An 18,328-nucleotide genomic window follows, 5' to 3' on the forward strand; every position below is an offset into this window, starting at 1 on the left:
AAAACTTATATCTGCTGCTAAATTTAACCGTTTGTCAACACGGTGCAAATCAAACACACTGATTGCGTCTGACGGGCCCGGACACCCTTTTGCTTTTAATTACGGAACTGATTTCATGATGAAAAAATCGTTATGCTGCGCTCTGCTGCTGACAGCCTCTTTCTCCACGTTTGCCTCCGCCAAAACAGAACAACAGATTGCCGATATCGTTAATCGCACCATCACCCCGTTGATGCAGGAGCAGGCTATTCCGGGTATGGCCGTTGCCGTTATCTACCAGGGAAAACCCTATTATTTCACCTGGGGTAAAGCCGATATCGCCAATAACCACCCAGTCACGCAGCAAACGCTGTTTGAGCTAGGGTCGGTCAGTAAGACGTTTAACGGCGTGTTGGGCGGCGATGCTATCGCCCGCGGCGAAATTAAGCTCAGCGATCCGGTCACGAAATACTGGCCAGAACTGACAGGCAAACAGTGGCAGGGTATCAGCCTGCTGCACTTAGCCACCTATACGGCAGGCGGCCTACCGCTGCAGATCCCCGATGACGTTACGGATAAAGCCGCATTACTGCGTTTTTATCAAAACTGGCAGCCGCAATGGACCCCGGGCGCTAAGCGTCTTTACGCTAACTCCAGCATTGGTCTGTTTGGCGCGCTGGCGGTGAAACCCTCAGGAATGAGTTACGAAGAGGCAATGACCAGACGCGTCCTGCAACCATTAAAACTGGCGCATACCTGGATTACAGTTCCGCAAAGCGAACAAAAAGATTATGCCTGGGGCTATCGCGAAGGGAAACCTGTACACGTTTCTCCGGGACAACTTGACGCCGAAGCCTATGGCGTGAAATCCAGCGTTATTGATATGGCCCGTTGGATTCAGGTCAACATGGATGCCAGCCGCGTTCAGGAGAAAATGCTCCAGCAGGGCATTGCGCTTGCGCAGTCTCGCTACTGGCGTATTGGCGATATGTACCAGGGATTAGGCTGGGAGATGCTGAACTGGCCGCTGAAAGCTGATTCGATCATCAACGGCAGTGACAGCAAAGTGGCATTGGCAGCGCTTCCCGCCGCTGAGGTAAACCCGCCCGCCCCGGCAGTGAAAGCCTCATGGGTGCATAAAACGGGATCCACTGGAGGATTTGGCAGCTACGTAGCCTTCGTTCCAGAAAAAAACCTTGGCATCGTGATGCTGGCAAACAAAAGCTATCCTAACCCTGTCCGTGTCGAGGCGGCCTGGCGCATTCTTGAAAAGCTGCAATAACTGACGATGAGGCCCAGGATATTGGGCCTCCTTTCTTTCTCTTTTTTTCCTGTTGTCATCTACACTTAACAAAAATACAGCAAGGAAAATCCCATGCGCATTTTGCCCGTCGTTGCTGCAGTTACGGCTGCATTCCTGGTTGTCGCGTGTAGCTCCCCGACACCGCCGAAAGGCGTTACCGTGGTAAATAACTTTGATGCCAAACGCTATCTGGGAACCTGGTATGAAATTGCGCGCTTCGACCATCGTTTCGAGCGCGGGTTGGATAAAGTGACCGCAACATACAGCTTGCGCGACGACGGCGGCATCAACGTTATTAACAAGGGCTATAACCCTGACAGGGAGATGTGGCAGAAAACGGAAGGGAAAGCCTATTTCACCGGCGACCCAAGCAGAGCCGCGCTTAAGGTTTCTTTTTTCGGCCCCTTCTATGGCGGGTATAACGTAATTGCACTCGACCGGGAATATCGTCACGCGCTGGTTTGTGGCCCGGATCGCGACTACCTGTGGATCCTTTCACGGACCCCGACTATTTCAGATGAAATGAAACAGCAAATGTTAGCCATCGCGACCCGGGAAGGGTTTGAAGTGAACAAACTGATTTGGGTGAAACAGCCTGGCGCTTAGTGAGTGCTCAGCTTCAGACCAATAATACCAGCAACGATCAGCCCAAGGCTCAGCAAACGTGCCGGGCTGGCAGACTCACCCAGCAGCAAAATCCCTGTAATGGCCGCCCCAACAGCGCCAATACCGGTCCAGACCGCATAAGCGGTTCCTACAGGCAACGTGCGCATTGCCCAGGAGAGCATGGCGATACTGACGATCATCGCCGCAATAGTGATAATGCTTGGCGTAAGACGCGTAAAACCGTGGGTGTATTTCAGGCCAATCGCCCAGACAACTTCGAGCAAACCTGCAATTAATAAAACGATCCAGGACATATCAGGCTCCAGAACTATGGGGCCGTCCCCGGTGAATGAAGCGTTTGCAGGTCGTCCTGCAAAGCTGATGTGTGAAATGGCATTTTTGCCCGGAAGAAAATGAATTTCAACCTTTTTATTCACCGCCTGCTAAAAGCAAGAATTAAGCATAATTAGCGGCGTAGTTCCCGCATTTGCACTCATCGGAGTTCTCTATGATGAAGGGCTTTCTGAAACCAGAAAGTCGATTGCCCCTCTTCTGAATGCGAAACGTTTATGCTTAAAATTTTAGTGATTGACCGGTGCCACTTTACCCGCACAGGGATAGAGGCCTTGCTTAATCATTCTGGCAGGTTCAGCTCCTCATTTCTGGTATCAGGAATCAATAATCTCCTGTTAGCAAAAGAGCATATTTTGCAATGGAAACCGCATCTGGTGATCGCGGATTTATACAGTTTTATTAGCGAGACGCACTCCAGTCCGCCAATTAAACCTTTTTTTATGAGTTGTGGTGTCATCCCACTGATTTTACTGCAATCAGCAGACAGACAGTATGCCCCCATCGTGCCCTCTCAATCCGTAGCCCATTCGGTCTTGACCAAGCACACCACGCTGAACACACTCTCCAACACAATTCAGGAAGCGCTTCAGGTTCGCCCCGCATTAGAAATAGCCAAAAACGCCACGCCTTTGCTTACGCCGCAGGAGGAGAAAGTATTATCAATGTGGATGGATGGTGTGAGTAACAATGCCATTGCCGCCGCGCTCAGCATTCATGGCAAAACGGTCTACACCTATAAGCGGAATATCCGTATGAAACTGCACCTGGGGAACCGCTTCTCGCCGTTCCTTTCACTCCCAGGGAAGGGAGATTAACGGTACGACACGTACGTCGTACCGTTCTTCATTATTGCTGAGCTTTTGTCGCTGCACCAGAGATTGCGCTACCGCCTTCAGAGATATCCTGTCCTACGCCTCGTGTGGTATTACACGCGGTTAAAACGGAAGAAAGTACCAACACAGAAAAGATCGCAGCAATTGTCTTCTTAACCATAACGTCTTCCTTTTCTAGCCAATATTGTTTGTGTATAGCTACTTAATAATAGACAAGATCCGGGAGTGTGATGGATAAACACCCGTTTTTAAGACTATATGAAAGGATTAGCTGGCGGCGTGAGAAATTGAATTGCCAAGATGTTTGATGTCTTCACCGAAGCCGCGCGCAGTATTGCATCCTGTCAGGAGGGTGCTGGTGAAAAGGAGTAGCATTACAAGACCGAGAAGACGTTTCATCATTCCTGCCCTGGAAAAAGTATGGCGCAGCAACCTGCGCCATAAGATCAAATGGAAGACTTATTTTACGCGAGAAACGTATTCGCCGGAGCGGGTATCCACTTTGATCACTTCGCCGATCTGTACGAACAGCGGAACTTTAACGACTGCGCCGGTAGACAGGGTAGCCGGTTTGCCGCCAGTACCAGCGGTATCGCCTTTCAGACCTGGGTCGGTTTCAACAACTTCCAGCTCAACAAAGTTCGGCGGAGTTACGGAGATCGGCTGACCGTTCCACAGGGTCACGATGCATTCAGCCTGGTCCAGCAGCCATTTAGCGTTATCGCCTACCGCTTTCTCGTCTGCAGCCAGCTGTTCGAAAGTGGTGTTATTCATAAAGTGCCAGAACTCACCGTCGCTATACAGGAAGGTCAGGTTCATGTCGGCTACGTCTGCGCCTTCAGCGGAGTCAGTAGACTTGAAGGTTTTCTCTACGCGAGTACCGGTCAGCAGGCGACGCAGCTTAACGCGCGCAAACGCCTGGCCTTTACCTGGTTTAACGAATTCGCTGGCTTCAACCGCATAAGGTTCGCCGTCCAACATGATTTTAAGACCAGCACGAAAATCGTTGCTATAGTACGTTGCCATAAGGCCCTCTGAAAATTGTTAACTGGTAGCTAAGCCACAAAATGGCGCATATTGTAACCCTAAATACCCCATCCAGAGAAGATTGGTTATCGCAACTTGCCGATGTTGTGACCGATCCCGATGAACTTCTGCATCTTTTGAACATAGATGCAGATGAAAAACTGTTGGCCGGACGCGACGCGAGACGGCTTTTCGCCCTGCGCGTACCGCGTGCGTTTATTGCCCGCATGGAGAAAGGCAACCCGGACGATCCGCTTTTACGTCAGGTACTGACTGCCCAGGAAGAGTTTGTGGCCGCGCCAGGCTACTCAACCGACCCACTGGAAGAACAGCACAGCGTGGTTCCCGGTCTGCTGCATAAATATCGCAATCGGGCACTGCTGCTGGTTAAAGGCGGTTGCGCGGTAAATTGTCGCTATTGCTTCCGCCGGCATTTCCCATACGCCGAAAATCAGGGCAATAAGCGCAACTGGCAGGTCGCCCTCGACTACATTAACGCGCACCCTGAGCTGGATGAAATCATCTTCTCTGGTGGCGATCCGTTAATGGCCAAGGACCACGAACTGGACTGGTTGCTCACGCAACTGGAAGCTATCCCGCACATTAAGCGCCTGCGTATTCACAGCCGTTTGCCGATAGTGATCCCGGAGCGCATTACAGAAGGACTGGTCGAGCGTTTTGCGCACTCCTCCTTGCAGATTCTGCTGGTCAATCACATTAACCATGCCAATGAAGTTGATCAGACGTTTCGCCAGGCGATGAGCAGTCTGCGCGCCGTGGGCGTTACGTTACTCAACCAAAGCGTATTGCTTCGTGGCGTGAACGATAACGCACAAACCCTGGCTAACCTTAGCAACGCACTGTTTGATGCCGGTGTGATGCCCTATTACCTGCACGTGCTGGATAAAGTGCAGGGTGCCGCACACTTTATGGTCAGCGACGACGAAGCGCGTCGCATTATGCGTGAGCTTCTGACGCTAGTTTCCGGCTATATGGTCCCCAAACTGGCGCGTGAAATTGGTGGAGAGCCAAGTAAAACACCGCTGGATCTGCAGTTACGTCAACAATAGCTATTACTGAGTGTCCGATTCCGGACACTCACCACGATTACTTATTATTTAAATCCCCACAAGTGGAGCCTCGCTTTTAATCTGTGCTATTTTAATTAGCGCAGTTCAATTATTCATTCGTAAATTTTATCAATAGTTTCAAATGCAGAATATTAATAAATATATGGTTAGGGAGAACCTTTTATGGCTATAAGTATTAAGGGCGTTAATACTGGCATTATTCGCCAAAAGAATGAATTTGTTGCCATGGCATTAAAAATAAAAGAACCAAGAAACAAAGAATCTCTCTTTTTTCTCTCTCCACTTGGACTTAGAGACCTGCTTATCGCGCTGGAGAGCCGGCTGTACGCCATTTCACAGCTAAACACAGACGAGCGTATGCAATATGAAAAGACATGTGATAAAGCCAGCAAAAAAATGCACGAGAATATTCCGTCAATTCAGGAAGATGAACTAAAAAATGCGGATATTAACCGTCGCATAAATTCGCTGATGTTAGTGGATGACAAAGGCGAGAATTTAACATTTTCTCTGACGTTACATGACGGACAAACATGCGAATTACTGGTTAATGAATTACAGATTCAGGTGTTGGCGCATGCAATTATTCACGCAATAAATAATGCTGGCATGAGAGAACTCGCGCTACGAATAACATCGCTGCTGGATTTCCTGCCGCTGTACGATGTTGATTGTCAGCAAAACGACAATCTGGAATACGACTCTTATACACAACCCGAATGGAAACATAACCTGTTTAATCATTATCTGGCGATTATTTACCGCTATACAGACAATAAAGGAAAAGCCCAGTTCTGTGGTTCGGTAGTGAAAACTCGCGCCCTTTCCGGTAGCAAAGAAGCCGAAGCCATTACTCGCCGTCTTCTCGACTTCAGCCCGCGGCTGAAAAAACTTGCCGGTGTACCGTGCCAGGTGTTTGTCAGAACGTTGACGGGTGATAAGACGCAAAAGCTCAATCAGGATCAGTGCCTGCGCGCATTGCATCATTTACGCGTTCAGTCTGCGCATAAGACTCAGAATGCCTGATGGCGCTGCGCTTATCAGGCCTACGATCATTCGTACCGTAGGCCGGATAAGACGCTTTAGCGTCGCCATCCGGCATCAGCAGCAGTTCTCAATTAGGGCACTTATAAACCTGTCCAATCATCTCACTGGCGGTAGGAACAAAGCTGGACAGCATTCCCTGCGATGGGCTGCTGACGCCATAAATCACGTTACCGCCCATTGCCGCAGCCTGGTTACGCAGATCGTTTGCTGCGCCACGCATTGAGCCGCCCTCTTCGCCGTGCTGGCCTGAAAGCCAGTTGCTTTGCTTACCAGTTGCGGTGCCGATCAGTTGACACTCTGCGCCAGGCTTGTCTTCAACAAAACGGACGCTTTGCCCGGCAGAACTCAGTTCGTTGCTGGAGCTACAACCCGCCATCAGTAGCGCGGCACCAACGATCCCTGCTAAATATTTCACGTGCATGTCATTCCCCATAATCAATTAGTTGGACGTTATGTCCGTAGCTGAATCATATACTAAAAAGATGACCAAAAGAAAAACCCCCAGACATTTCTGCCCGAGGGTTTCTCATTTTTCGCGAGATGCGTATTTAATCAAATAATTCAAGTTGCAGGCAGGCGGCAAGTTCATGAATCCCCAGGAGCTTACATGAGTAAGTGACTGGGGTGAACGAACGCGGCCAACGAACCTGCGGCTTGAAGTATGAAGATTAAATTACATCATGCCGCCCATTCCACCCATGCCACCCATACCGGCAGCACCTAAGTCAGGCGCATCACCTTTCGGCAGGTCGGTAACCATGCACTCGGTGGTGATCATCAGACCCGCAACAGAAGCCGCGTACTGCAGAGCAGAACGAGTTACTTTGGTTGGATCCAGGATACCCATGTCGATCATGTTGCCGTATTCTTCAGTTGCAGCGTTGTAACCGTAGTTACCGTCACCCGCTTTTACGGTGTTAGCCACTACAGACGGCTCTTCGCCGCAGTTCAGAACGATTTGACGCAGCGGAGCTTCCATTGCGCGCAGCGCAACTTTGATACCTACGTTCTGGTCTTCGTTCTGACCTTTCAGGCCGGCAATTTTAGACGCAACGCGAATCAGCGCAACACCACCACCAGCAACCACGCCTTCTTCTACCGCAGCACGGGTAGCGTGCAGGGCATCTTCAACGCGGGCTTTCTTCTCTTTCATTTCAACTTCAGTCGCAGCACCAACTTTGATAACCGCAACGCCGCCTGCCAGTTTCGCTACGCGCTCCTGCAGTTTTTCACGGTCATAGTCAGAAGTTGCTTCTTCGATCTGCTGACGAATCTGAGTCACGCGACCCTGGATTGCAGCTTCGTCGCCCACGCCATCGATGATGGTGGTGGTATCTTTGTTGATAACAACGCGTTTCGCCTGACCCAGATCTTCCAGAGTTGCTTTTTCCAGCTCCATACCGATCTCTTCAGAGATAACGGTACCACCGGTCAGGGTAGCGATATCCTGCAGCATTGCTTTACGACGATCGCCGAAGCCAGGTGCTTTAACCGCAGCGACTTTCACGATACCGCGCATGGTGTTAACAACCAGAGTTGCCAGCGCTTCGCCTTCAACATCTTCAGCGATGATCAGCAGCGGTTTGCCTGCTTTCGCTACAGCTTCCAGAACCGGCAGCATTTCGCGGATGTTGGAGATTTTCTTGTCAGCCAGCAGGATGAACGGGCTTTCCAGTTCTACTGCGCCAGTTTCCGGCTTGTTGATGAAGTAAGGAGACAGGTAGCCACGGTCGAACTGCATACCTTCAACCACGTCCAGTTCGTCCTGCAGACCGGTACCGTCTTCAACGGTGATCACGCCTTCTTTACCGACTTTGTCCATCGCTTCAGCGATCAGTTTACCTACGGTTTCGTCGGAGTTAGCGGAGATGGTACCAACCTGAGCAATAGCTTTAGAGTCGGAGCACGGTACGGACAGTGCTTTCAGTTCTTCAACAGCAGCAGCGACAGCTTTGTCGATACCACGTTTCAGATCCATCGGGTTCATGCCCGCAGCAACGGCTTTCAGACCTTCAGTGATGATGGACTGAGCCAGTACGGTTGCGGTGGTAGTACCGTCACCTGCAGCGTCGTTCGCTTTAGAGGCAACTTCTTTCACCATCTGCGCACCCATGTTTTCGAACTTGTCTTCCAGTTCGATTTCACGTGCTACGGAAACACCATCTTTAGTGATGGTCGGTGCACCGAAAGATTTATCCAGAACTACGTTACGGCCTTTTGGACCGAGGGTAACTTTCACTGCATCTGCCAGTACGTTTACGCCGCGCAGCATTTTCACACGAGCGTCGTTACCGAATTTTACGTCTTTAGCTGCCATTTTCTCTTTCCCTTAAATTCGTATGTTCAGTGTCGTTCGCGGATTAGGCTTCAACAATCGCCAGGATGTCGCTTTCAGACATGATCAACACTTCTTCATTGTCGATCTTCTCAGATTTAACTCCGTAGCCATCGTTGAAAATAACGATATCGCCGACTTTCACGTCCAGCGGCTGTACGGTACCGTTGTCCAGGATGCGACCCTTACCGACAGCGATGATTTCGCCACGAGTTGATTTACCTGCTGCAGAACCGGTCAGTACGATGCCGCCAGCAGATTTGGATTCAACTTCTTTACGTTTGACGATCACACGATCATGTAACGGACGAATACTCATTGATAGCTCTCCTTTGAGAAAGTCTTTATCAGTTATGGGTGACGCCGGCCCGTAAACGGTTTCCCGGCTAGTGACCAGAGAGATGGGGATGGGGTTTTGTGCCTTCAAGGGGGCAAGCGAAAAAAATTTTTTATCAGCAGAAAATCCCGTCAAAACGCCGACGCACCTCACATTTCATAACGATTTCAGTCACGTCGTCATAAGCAAATCTGATTGTGATACCATCAAAAATCTGCGCTGTAGCCCGGTCAATGGGCATAACCGGATAACAACTTATGAGCGGACTGAAACAAGAGCTGGGACTGGCTCAGGGCGTTGGCCTGTTGTCGACATCATTGTTAGGTACAGGCGTTTTTGCCGTCCCCGCGCTGGCCGCACTGGTTGCGGGCAACAACAGCCTGTGGGCATGGCCGGTGCTGATTGTTTTGGTCTTTCCCGTAGCGATTGTCTTCGCCGTACTGGGTCGTCATTTTCCCAGCGCAGGCGGTGTGGCGCATTTTGTCGGCATGGCCTTTGGTTCGCGCCTGGAGCGCGTCACCGGATGGCTATTTTTGTCGGTCATTCCTGTCGGTTTGCCTGCGGCATTGCATATCGCCGCCGGATTCGGTCAGGCGATGTTTGGCTGGCATGACGAGCAGCTTTTGCTGGCTGAGCTCGGTACGCTGGCATTGGTTTGGTACATCGGCTCTCGCGGCGCAAGCTCCAGCGCGAATCTACAAACGGTCATTGCAGGACTGATTGTTGCCCTGATTGTTGCTATCTGGTGGGCGGGCGATCTGACACCTGGCGAAATCCCCTTCCCTGCGATTACCGATATTGAGCTTCCCGGCCTGTTCGCCGCGTTGTCGGTCATGTTCTGGTGCTTTGTCGGCCTTGAAGCGTTTGCTCACCTGGCGTCTGAATTCAAAAATCCGGAGCGAGACTTCCCACGCGCACTGATGATCGGCCTGCTGCTGGCAGGGTCTGTTTATTGGGCATGCACCGTTGTCGTTCTCCATTTTGGTGCCTACGGCGAGCAAATGGCGGCCGCAGCGTCGCTGCCAGAGATCGTCGTGCAACTGTTTGGCGTACAAGCTCTGTGGGTCGCCTGCATCATTGGTTATCTGGCCTGTTTTGCCAGCCTCAACATTTATATACAAAGCTTCGCCCGGCTGGTCTGGTCGCAAGCGCAGTATAAGCCGGAGAGTTATCTGGCTCGTCTGTCCCCCCGACACCTTCCGCGCAATGCGCTAAACGCCGTATTGGGCTGCTGCGTAATCAGTACTCTGTGCATCTATATGCTGCAAATCAATCTCGATGCGTTAATCGTCTACGCCAACGGCATCTTTATTATGATTTATTTGCTGTGCATGTTGGCGGGGTGTCGATTACTGAAAGGGCATTATCGCGCACTGGCGATCATTGGCGGTCTGCTGTGCCTACTGCTACTGGCGATGGTCGGCTGGAAGAGTCTGTACGCGTTGATTATGCTGGCAGGACTGTGGCTGTTTTTACCCCGCAGGCCGGATAAGGCAACGTTGACGCCACCATCCGGCCTATAAACACTTTTGCCGGATGACGCTAACGCTTATCCGGCCTACATACTGATGCTTAATCCCGACGATCGTCTTTATGTTCGATGCTGTCGCGCTTGTCATCCTTGCGCTGAAATTCACCATCAAAAGTCTCACCGCCACCCGTTCCGGCGCTAAAACCACCGCCAGGCATACGCGAAAAACGCAAATGTGGCAGCAGTTTCATCGTCAGATGTTTTTGCACCGGGGGTAATAAAAGAAGAAGACCGAGGAAATCGGTGAAAAATCCGGGCAGCACCAACAGCAGACCGGCAATAATCAGCGATACGCTTTTGATCATTTCTGCAGCCGGACTTTCACCTGCCGCCATTTTCTGTTGCATCAGTAAAAAGTTCTTAAATCCCTGATTACGAACCAGAGACATACCGATAACCGATGTAAAAATAACCAAAATCAGCGTCATCAGGACGCCCATCACATGGGCAACCTGAATAAAAATAGATATCTCTATGTAAACATAGAGAAAAATGGCAAGTAATGGTATCCAGCGCAAAGGGATCTCCTGTTAATAACAGCCGTTTTGTTCAACTTCTGTTCGAAAAATTATGTTAATCGCATCGATTTGATATTGTGGTGGTTAGCAAAATTTCAAGTGGCTTGTACACTAATATTTGGGGTTAATCACAAAGGGGTGATCCATTTCACAGAATAATAAATAAGGGGTAAATTCCACGCTTTAAGTGATCCAGATTACGGTAGAAATCCTGAACCAGCATATGATCTCGGGTATCAGACCGATGCAGGGGATAATCGTCGGTCGAGAAACAATCGAAATCACATATATCCTGTGTGTTTAGTCAAATCATTGGCAGCTTGAAAAAGAAGGTTCACATGTTAAACAACATTCGTATCGAAGAAGACTTGTTGGGTACCAGGGAAGTTCCAGCGGACGCCTACTACGGTGTCCACACTCTGAGAGCGATTGAAAACTTCTACATTAGCAACAACAAAATCAGCGATATTCCTGAATTTGTTCGCGGTATGGTAATGGTTAAAAAGGCAGCGGCTATGGCCAACAAAGAGCTGCAAACCATTCCTAAGAGTGTGGCAAATGCCATCATCGCGGCGTGTGATGAAGTCCTGAATAACGGAAAATGCATGGATCAGTTCCCGGTAGACGTTTACCAGGGTGGTGCGGGTACCTCCGTCAACATGAACACCAACGAAGTTCTGGCCAATATCGGTCTGGAACTGATGGGTCACCAGAAAGGTGAATATCAGTACCTGAACCCGAACGACCACGTTAACAAATGTCAGTCTACCAACGACGCATACCCAACTGGCTTCCGTATCGCTGTATACGCATCCATCATCAAACTGGTTGATGCACTGAACCAGCTGCGCGAAGGCTTCGAGAAAAAAGCTGTTGAATTCCAGGACATCCTGAAAATGGGTCGTACCCAGCTGCAGGATGCTGTACCGATGACCCTCGGTCAGGAATTCCATGCTTTTAGCGTACTGTTGAAAGAAGAAGTGAAAAACATTAGCCGTACCGCTGAGCTGCTGCTGGAAGTTAACCTCGGCGCGACAGCAATCGGTACTGGTCTGAACACGCCGAAAGAGTACTCTCCGCTGGCAGTACAGAAACTGGCTGAAGTCACCGGCTTCGCCTGTGTTCCTGCAGAAGACCTGATTGAAGCAACTTCTGACTGTGGCGCATACGTTATGGTGCACGGCGCACTGAAACGTCTGGCTGTGAAGATGTCCAAAATCTGTAACGACCTGCGTTTGCTCTCCTCTGGTCCGCGTGCGGGTCTGAACGAGATCAACCTGCCGGAACTGCAGGCTGGTTCTTCTATCATGCCAGCTAAAGTGAACCCGGTTGTTCCGGAAGTCGTAAACCAGGTGTGCTTCAAAGTCATCGGTAACGACATCACTGTAACCATGGCATCTGAAGCTGGTCAGCTGCAGCTGAACGTAATGGAACCGGTCATTGGTCAGGCAATGTTTGAATCCATTCACATTCTGAGCAATGCTTGCTACAACCTGCTGGAAAAATGCGTTAGTGGTATCACTGCTAACAAAGAAGTCTGTGAAGCGTTTGTATTCAACTCCATCGGCATCGTTACTTACCTCAACCCGTTCATTGGTCACCACAACGGCGACATCGTCGGTAAAATTTGTGCCGAAACTGGTAAGAGCGTACGTGAAGTTGTCCTGGAGCGCGGTCTGTTGACCGAGTCTGAACTGGACGATATCTTCTCTGCACAGAACCTGATGCACCCTGCTTATAAAGCAAAACGTTATACTGATGAAAGCGAACAGTAATCGTGTAGGGTAGTACCGGAGAAGGCACGTCATGATGACGTGCCTTTTTTCTTACTCGAAGTTACTTAAAAACAACAATTTAATATCAACTTGTTAAACAACAAGGAAGGCTAATATGATAGTTTTAGAACTTATCATCGTTTTGCTGGCAATCTTTTTAGGTGCCAGACTTGGGGGTATCGGTATTGGATTTGCAGGTGGGCTGGGTGTTCTGGTTCTCGCCGCTATCGGCGTAAAACCCGGTAATATCCCGTTCGATGTTATTTCCATCATCATGGCGGTTATCGCTGCCATTTCAGCTATGCAGATTGCAGGTGGTCTGGACTATCTGGTTCATCAAACTGAAAAACTGCTGCGTAAAAACCCGAAATACATCACGATCCTTGCACCTATCGTGACCTATTTCCTGACTATCTTCGCAGGTACCGGCAACATCTCTCTGGCAACGCTGCCAGTTATCGCTGAAGTTGCGAAAGAACAAGGGATCAAACCTTGCCGTCCGCTCTCTACTGCAGTGGTTTCTGCACAGATTGCGATTACGGCTTCTCCAATCTCCGCAGCCGTGGTTTACATGTCTTCCGTAATGGAAGGTCATGGCATCAGCTACATTCACCTGCTGTCCGTGGTCATTCCGTCCACCCTGCTGGCTGTTCTGGTCATGTCCTTCCTGGTAACTGCGCTGTTCAACTCCAAACTGTCTGACGATCCGATTTATCGTAAGCGTCTGGAAGAAGGCCTGGTTGAACTGCGTGGTGAAAGACAAGTTGAAATCAAAGCGGGCGCAAAAACTTCTGTTTGGTTGTTCCTGCTGGGCGTGGTTTGTGTCGTCGTATATGCGATCGTCAACAGCCCAAGCCTCGGTCTGGTCGCTAAGCCGCTGATGAACACTACCAACGCAATCCTGATCATCATGCTGAGCATCGCGACGCTGACCACGATCATCTGCCGCGTTGAAACTGACTCCATCCTGAACTCCAGCACTTTCAAAGCCGGTATGAGCGCCTGTATTTGTATCCTGGGTGTTGCATGGCTGGGTGATACCTTCGTATCTCACAACATTGACTGGATCAAAGATACTGCAGGTAGCGTAATTCAGGGTCATCCGTGGCTGCTGGCTGTCATCTTCTTCTTTGCTTCTGCACTGCTGTACTCTCAGGCTGCAACCGCTAAAGCACTGATGCCGATGGCTCTGGCTCTGAACGTTTCCCCACTGACTGCTGTTGCGTCTTTCGCCGCGGTTTCTGGCCTGTTCATTCTGCCAACCTACCCAACTCTGGTTGCGGCAGTTCAGATGGATGACACCGGTACAACTCGCATTGGTAAATTCGTCTTTAACCATCCGTTCTTCATCCCGGGTACTCTGGGTGTGGTTCTGGCTGTCTGCTTCGGCTTCTTGCTGGGCAGCTTCATGCTGTAAGTTTTTCCTGCAGGGTGCCTGGGCGCCCTGCAGTTCCTCCTCCCCACCCCGCTTTAACTAACATCCTTCCCTCGTCCGTTGTATAGTGACCATTCTTTTGCTGGTTACTCTGTTCTTTCGAGGTGTTTATGCTTGATGTAAAGAGTCAGGATATTTCCATCCCCGATACCGTTGTGGTGCTCTGTACCGCCCCGGATGAAGCAACCGCCCAGGATCTCGCCGCCAAAGTGCTGGCGGAAAAGCTGGCTGCTTGCGTGACCCTGCTACCCGGTGCGACCTCCCTCTACTATTGGGAAGGCAAACTGGAACAGGAATATGAAGTCCAAATGATTTTAAAAACCACCGTCACACACCAGCAAGCCCTTCTCGATTGCCTGAAGTCACATCATCCATATCAAACGCCTGAACTTCTGGTTTTACCCGTCACTCACGGAGACTTTGATTACCGCTCATGGCTCAACGCATCCTTACGCTGATCCTGCTGCTATGCAGCACATCTACCTTTGCCGGATTATTTGACGCGCCTGGCCGCTCGCAGTTTGTTCCTGCCGATCGGGCGTTTGTTTTTGATTTTCAGCAAAACCAACACGATCTTAACCTCACATGGCAGGTTAAAGATGGCTACTATCTGTATCGCAAACAGATAAGCATTACGCCATCTCAGGCCGATATTGCTGAGGTAAAACTGCCGCCAGGCGTCTGGCATGAAGATGAGTTTTACGGCAAAAGTGAGATTTACCGTAAACAGCTGACTGTCCCGATCACGGTCAATCAGGCTAAGTCTGGCGCAACATTAACGATCACATATCAGGGCTGCGCCGACGCTGGATTTTGCTATCCGCCAGAAACAAAAACGGTGCCATTAAGTGAAGTGTCTGCTGGTTCCGCGGCGGCCCCTGCGCCAGCCCCAGCCACTGCAGATCCGCAAGAGAAACCACAGCCCACGGCCCAACTCCCCTTCTCCGCGCTGTGGGCATTGCTGATCGGAATTGGTATCGCGTTTACGCCTTGCGTATTGCCGATGTATCCGTTGATTTCCGGTATCGTACTGGGTGGCAAGCAACGCTTATCAACCGGACGGGCACTGCTGCTGACGTTTATCTACGTTCAAGGGATGGCGCTCACCTATACCGCGCTGGGTTTGGTTGTTGCAGCCGCCGGTTTGCAGTTCCAGGCTGCGCTTCAGCATCCCTACGTCCTGCTTGGCCTTGCCGTCATCTTTACGCTGCTGGCTCTGTCGATGTTTGGCTTGTTCACGCTGCAACTGCCTTCATCACTGCAAACGCGCCTCACGCTAATGAGTAACCGCCAGCAAGGCGGATCTCCCGGCAGCGTCTTTGCGATGGGGGCGATTGCTGGCCTCATCTGTTCTCCTTGCACAACGGCCCCGCTAAGCGCGATTTTGCTGTATATCGCTCAGAGCGGGAACATGTGGCTGGGAGGCGGCACACTGTATCTGTATGCGTTGGGGATGGGATTACCCCTGATGCTGATTACCGTATTTGGCAACCGCCTGCTGCCTAAAAGTGGCCCATGGATGGAGCATGTCAAAACCGCTTTTGGCTTTGTCATTCTGGCGCTTCCCGTCTTCTTACTCGAACGTATCGTTGGCGACGAGTGGGGCGTTCGCTTATGGTCACTACTAGGCGTCGCGTTCTTTGGCTGGGCGTTCATCACCAGCCTACAGGCAAAGCACGCCTGGATGCGTATCGTGCAGATTGTCCTGTTAGCCGCAGCGCTTGTCAGTGTACGTCCATTGCAAGACTGGGCGTTCGGCGCGCCACATGCTCAAACCCAGGCACATCTTAACTTCACACCGGTGGCATCGGTAGATGCGTTAAATCAAGCACTGGCGCAAGCTAAAGGCAGGCCAGTCATGCTGGATCTGTATGCCGACTGGTGTGTAGCCTGTAAGGAATTTGAAAAGTACACGTTCAGTAATCCGCAGGTTCAGCAAGCGCTAGGCAACACGGTGCTATTGCAGGCGGATGTGACAGCAAACAATGCCCAGGATGTCGCTCTCCTGAAACATCTACAGGTTTTAGGTTTGCCGACTATCTTGTTCTTTGATGCCGAGGGGAAAGAGCACCCGGAAGCTCGGGTTACGGGCTTTATGGATGCCGCGACCTTCAGCGCACATTTGCGCGATCGCCAACCGTGAGCGACACTTGCAACAGGAAATACGGAGGAGAATACCGTGCAACGTGAAGATGTCCTGGGAGAAGCCCTGAAATTACTTGAGGTGCAAGGGATAGCCAATACCACGCTGGAAATGGTGGCCGAACGCATCGATTATCCTCTGGATGAACTGCAGCGCTTTTGGCCCGATAAAGAGGCCATTCTGTACGATGCGCTACGTTACCTCAGCCAGCGGGTGGATATCTGGCGGCGTCAGCTTTTGCTGGATGACACACTGAGCGCTGAGCAGAAATTACTGGCGCGCTACACTGCGCTGTCCGAATGCGTGAGCAATAATCGCTATCCCGGCTGTCTGTTCATCGCCGCTTGTACGTTTTACCCCGATCCCGGGCATCCGATCCATCAGTTAGCCGATCAGCAAAAAAAGGCGGCACATGACTTCACCCATGAGCTGCTGACGACGCTGGAAGTTGACGACCCGGCAATGGTCGCCAAACAGATGGAACTGGTGCTGGAAGGCTGTCTGAGCCGCATGCTGGTTAATCGTAGCCATGCTGATGTCGAAACGGCACACCGCCTGGCTGAAGATATCCTGCGCTTTGCCCAGTGTCGAATGGGTGGTGCGCTGACCTAAGCGAGCATTATCTGTTTTCGTCGCCTCTGTCGGAAAGATTTGTGCAAACTTCAGGCATAACCATGCAGATTGCCGCAATATTAAGCGGTTGAACAATGTTTCCAGAAATTTGATTGACTGACAGACGTGAATACGGTTTAATGCGCCCCGTTGCCCGGATAGCTCAGTCGGTAGAGCAGGGGATTGAAAATCCCCGTGTCCTTGGTTCGATTCCGAGTCCGGGCACCACTATTTTAGTTTTGGGACGTTCCTATACGTCCGGGAACATAGAAAAATCAGTAAGTTGATGAAAATCTGGAGTACCGCAAGGTACTGCCAGATTTTTTGACATCCGTAGTTTTTGGGGGCTTAATTGGGGGCCTGCCGGTTTGATAAACTACGGAGCCCCCACAATGCCTCTGACTGATACCGCCACCCGCCACGCCAAACCTCTCGACAAACCTTACAAACTCAGCGACACGCAAGGTTTATACCTGCTGATTAAACCCAACGGTTCCAAACTCTGGCACCTTAAGTACCGCTTTGGCGGAAAAGAGAAAAAGCTGGCGTTTGGCGCTTACCCGACTGTCTCGCTGGCAACGGCCCGTAAACTGCGCCAGGAAGCCCGTACAATACTGAGCACAGGTGCCGATCCCGGTGTAAAGAAACAGCAGGACAAGCAGGCGAGAAAAAACGGCATTACCTTCGAGACCGTCTCCCGTCAGTGGGTAGCCGCGAACATTCGCTGGAGTGAGGCACACGCCACCAGAGTCCTGAGGTCACTGGAGTTGCACATTTTCCCGCTCATCGGCAATGCCCTTGTAACTGACCTGAAAACTGCCGATCTGCTTATTCCGCTACGGATAGCGGAGAAAAAAGGTTGCCTGGAAACAGCAGCACGAATACAGCAACGTACCACGGTCATCATGCGTTATGCCGTACAGGAAGGATTGATTACAAGCAACCCGGCCAATGACCTCTGCGGCGCTATCGCCCCGCCACCAAAAAACCATTACCCTGCCCTGCCGCTGGAAAAATTACCGGAACTACTGGAAAGAATAGAAAGCTATTCAGGCAGACTGCTGACAAAGCTGGCGGTACAGCTTAATTTGCTGATTTTTATTCGCTCCAGTGAATTACGTTTTGCCCGCTGGCCGGAGATCGACCTGGATAATGCGATGTGGACACTTCCTGCAAATCGGGAACCCATCACCGGTGTGCGTTACTCAGAACGCGGTGCAAAAATGAAAACGCCGCATCTGGTGCCGCTGTCAAAACAGGCGGTAACGGTACTGAAGCAGCTAAAACTGTTATCCGGCAACGGGGATTTACTCTTCCCCGGCGATCACGATGCCCGTAAGCCAATGAGTGAGAACACCATCAACAAGGCACTGCGCACGATGGGTTACGACACACAGGTGGAC

20 protein-coding genes and 1 tRNA gene are annotated in these 18,328 nt (G+C 50.8%); 13 read left to right on the top strand and 8 right to left on the bottom strand.

The features are described from left to right. Positions 1 to 115 precede the first annotated feature (115 nt). Positions 116 to 1,261 carry a class C beta-lactamase CMY-119 gene (locus OGY04_RS18880; protein WP_063859734.1) on the top strand — a complete coding sequence of 382 codons (1,146 nt, stop codon included), beginning with the start codon at positions 116 to 118 and terminating at the stop codon, positions 1,259 to 1,261. Between the two features lie 93 nt (positions 1,262 to 1,354). Further along, entirely contained in the window at positions 1,355 to 1,888 is a 534-nt protein-coding gene (locus OGY04_RS18885) for a lipocalin family protein (RefSeq protein WP_001221666.1), read from the top strand. On the opposite strand, the gene sugE is transcribed toward OGY04_RS18885, so the two are convergent. Further along, complete coding sequence (gene sugE / locus OGY04_RS18890; RefSeq protein ID WP_000118520.1) at positions 1,885 to 2,202, bottom strand: quaternary ammonium compound efflux SMR transporter SugE; 318 nt, start codon at positions 2,200 to 2,202, stop codon at positions 1,885 to 1,887. The genes OGY04_RS18885 and sugE overlap by 4 nt on opposite strands. A gap of 255 nt (positions 2,203 to 2,457) precedes the next feature. On the opposite strand from sugE, the gene OGY04_RS18895 reads away from it, so the two are divergent. Further along, positions 2,458 to 3,057: a helix-turn-helix transcriptional regulator gene (locus OGY04_RS18895; RefSeq protein WP_286585824.1), complete on the top strand. Its 600-nt coding sequence runs from the start codon at positions 2,458 to 2,460 to the stop codon at positions 3,055 to 3,057. Positions 3,058 to 3,088: 31 nt separating this feature from the next. On the opposite strand, the gene ecnB is transcribed toward OGY04_RS18895, so the two are convergent. The 3 genes from ecnB to efp all read right to left on the bottom strand — a co-directional run bounded on the left by ecnB (position 3,089) and on the right by efp (position 4,101). Next, positions 3,089 to 3,235 carry a lipoprotein toxin entericidin B gene (gene ecnB / locus OGY04_RS18900; protein ID WP_003025482.1) on the bottom strand — a complete coding sequence of 49 codons (147 nt, stop codon included), beginning with the start codon at positions 3,233 to 3,235 and terminating at the stop codon, positions 3,089 to 3,091. A gap of 107 nt (positions 3,236 to 3,342) precedes the next feature. Further along, positions 3,343 to 3,477 (bottom strand): lipoprotein antitoxin entericidin A, encoded by a 135-nt coding sequence (ecnA, locus tag OGY04_RS18905; protein WP_003830568.1) that lies wholly within the window; start codon positions 3,475 to 3,477, stop codon positions 3,343 to 3,345. 57 nt (positions 3,478 to 3,534) lie between these two features. Then, positions 3,535 to 4,101, bottom strand: a complete 567-nt coding sequence (efp, locus tag OGY04_RS18910) for an elongation factor P (RefSeq protein ID WP_003025478.1) — start codon at positions 4,099 to 4,101, stop codon at positions 3,535 to 3,537. A gap of 41 nt (positions 4,102 to 4,142) precedes the next feature. Between efp and epmB the strand changes: the two genes are divergently transcribed. Together epmB and yjeJ are read left to right on the top strand one after the other, a co-directional pair. Then, positions 4,143 to 5,171, top strand: a complete 1,029-nt coding sequence (gene epmB, locus OGY04_RS18915; protein WP_286585826.1) for an EF-P beta-lysylation protein EpmB — start codon at positions 4,143 to 4,145, stop codon at positions 5,169 to 5,171. Positions 5,172 to 5,354: 183 nt separating this feature from the next. Continuing rightward, complete coding sequence (yjeJ, locus tag OGY04_RS18920) at positions 5,355 to 6,218, top strand: YjeJ family protein (RefSeq protein ID WP_071446089.1); 864 nt, start codon at positions 5,355 to 5,357, stop codon at positions 6,216 to 6,218. 88 nt (positions 6,219 to 6,306) lie between these two features. On the opposite strand, the gene OGY04_RS18925 is transcribed toward yjeJ, so the two are convergent. From OGY04_RS18925 to OGY04_RS18935, 3 genes are all read right to left on the bottom strand, one after another. Beyond that, entirely contained in the window at positions 6,307 to 6,660 is a 354-nt protein-coding gene (locus OGY04_RS18925) for a DUF4156 domain-containing protein (protein WP_003025468.1), read from the bottom strand. 252 nt (positions 6,661 to 6,912) lie between these two features. Next, positions 6,913 to 8,556, bottom strand: coding sequence for a chaperonin GroEL (gene groL, locus OGY04_RS18930; RefSeq protein ID WP_048236304.1), 1,644 nt, complete (start codon positions 8,554 to 8,556; stop codon positions 6,913 to 6,915). Between the two features lie 43 nt (positions 8,557 to 8,599). Further along, positions 8,600 to 8,893, bottom strand: a complete 294-nt coding sequence (locus tag OGY04_RS18935; RefSeq protein WP_000027827.1) for a co-chaperone GroES — start codon at positions 8,891 to 8,893, stop codon at positions 8,600 to 8,602. A gap of 275 nt (positions 8,894 to 9,168) precedes the next feature. On the opposite strand from OGY04_RS18935, the gene yjeH reads away from it, so the two are divergent. Next, entirely contained in the window at positions 9,169 to 10,434 is a 1,266-nt protein-coding gene (yjeH, locus tag OGY04_RS18940) for an L-methionine/branched-chain amino acid transporter (protein WP_219987350.1), read from the top strand. Positions 10,435 to 10,483: 49 nt separating this feature from the next. On the opposite strand, the gene OGY04_RS18945 is transcribed toward yjeH, so the two are convergent. Then, the gene (locus OGY04_RS18945) at positions 10,484 to 10,960 is read right to left on the bottom strand and encodes an FxsA family protein (protein WP_003025457.1); all 477 of its coding nucleotides are present in this window, start codon (positions 10,958 to 10,960) and stop codon (positions 10,484 to 10,486) included. 338 nt (positions 10,961 to 11,298) lie between these two features. Here OGY04_RS18945 and aspA point away from each other — a divergent pair, with 338 nt between their 5' ends. From aspA to OGY04_RS18980, 7 genes are all read left to right on the top strand, one after another. After that, a complete protein-coding gene (aspA, locus tag OGY04_RS18950) occupies positions 11,299 to 12,735 on the top strand; it encodes an aspartate ammonia-lyase (protein ID WP_003830668.1) in 1,437 nt (478 codons plus the stop codon). 115 nt (positions 12,736 to 12,850) lie between these two features. Continuing rightward, positions 12,851 to 14,152, top strand: coding sequence for an anaerobic C4-dicarboxylate transporter DcuA (dcuA, locus tag OGY04_RS18955; protein WP_003830670.1), 1,302 nt, complete (start codon positions 12,851 to 12,853; stop codon positions 14,150 to 14,152). 128 nt (positions 14,153 to 14,280) lie between these two features. Continuing rightward, positions 14,281 to 14,628 (top strand): divalent cation tolerance protein CutA, encoded by a 348-nt coding sequence (gene cutA, locus OGY04_RS18960; RefSeq protein ID WP_003025447.1) that lies wholly within the window; start codon positions 14,281 to 14,283, stop codon positions 14,626 to 14,628. Continuing rightward, a complete protein-coding gene (locus OGY04_RS18965) occupies positions 14,604 to 16,313 on the top strand; it encodes a protein-disulfide reductase DsbD (protein ID WP_234692987.1) in 1,710 nt (569 codons plus the stop codon). Before cutA ends, OGY04_RS18965 begins: the two co-directional genes overlap by 25 nt. Before the next feature lie 36 nt (positions 16,314 to 16,349). Continuing rightward, positions 16,350 to 16,925 (top strand): transcriptional regulator, encoded by a 576-nt coding sequence (locus OGY04_RS18970; RefSeq protein ID WP_008785982.1) that lies wholly within the window; start codon positions 16,350 to 16,352, stop codon positions 16,923 to 16,925. Between the two features lie 152 nt (positions 16,926 to 17,077). Further along, a tRNA-Phe gene (locus OGY04_RS18975) sits at positions 17,078 to 17,153 on the top strand. Positions 17,154 to 17,317: 164 nt separating this feature from the next. Next, the coding region (locus OGY04_RS18980) for a tyrosine-type recombinase/integrase (RefSeq protein WP_286585646.1) at positions 17,318 to 18,328 on the top strand (1,011 nt) is incomplete at its 3' end.

Origin of the sequence: Citrobacter sp. Cpo091 (genome assembly GCF_030332645.1) — a bacterium.
Lineage (GTDB): Bacteria > Pseudomonadota > Gammaproteobacteria > Enterobacterales > Enterobacteriaceae > Citrobacter > Citrobacter portucalensis.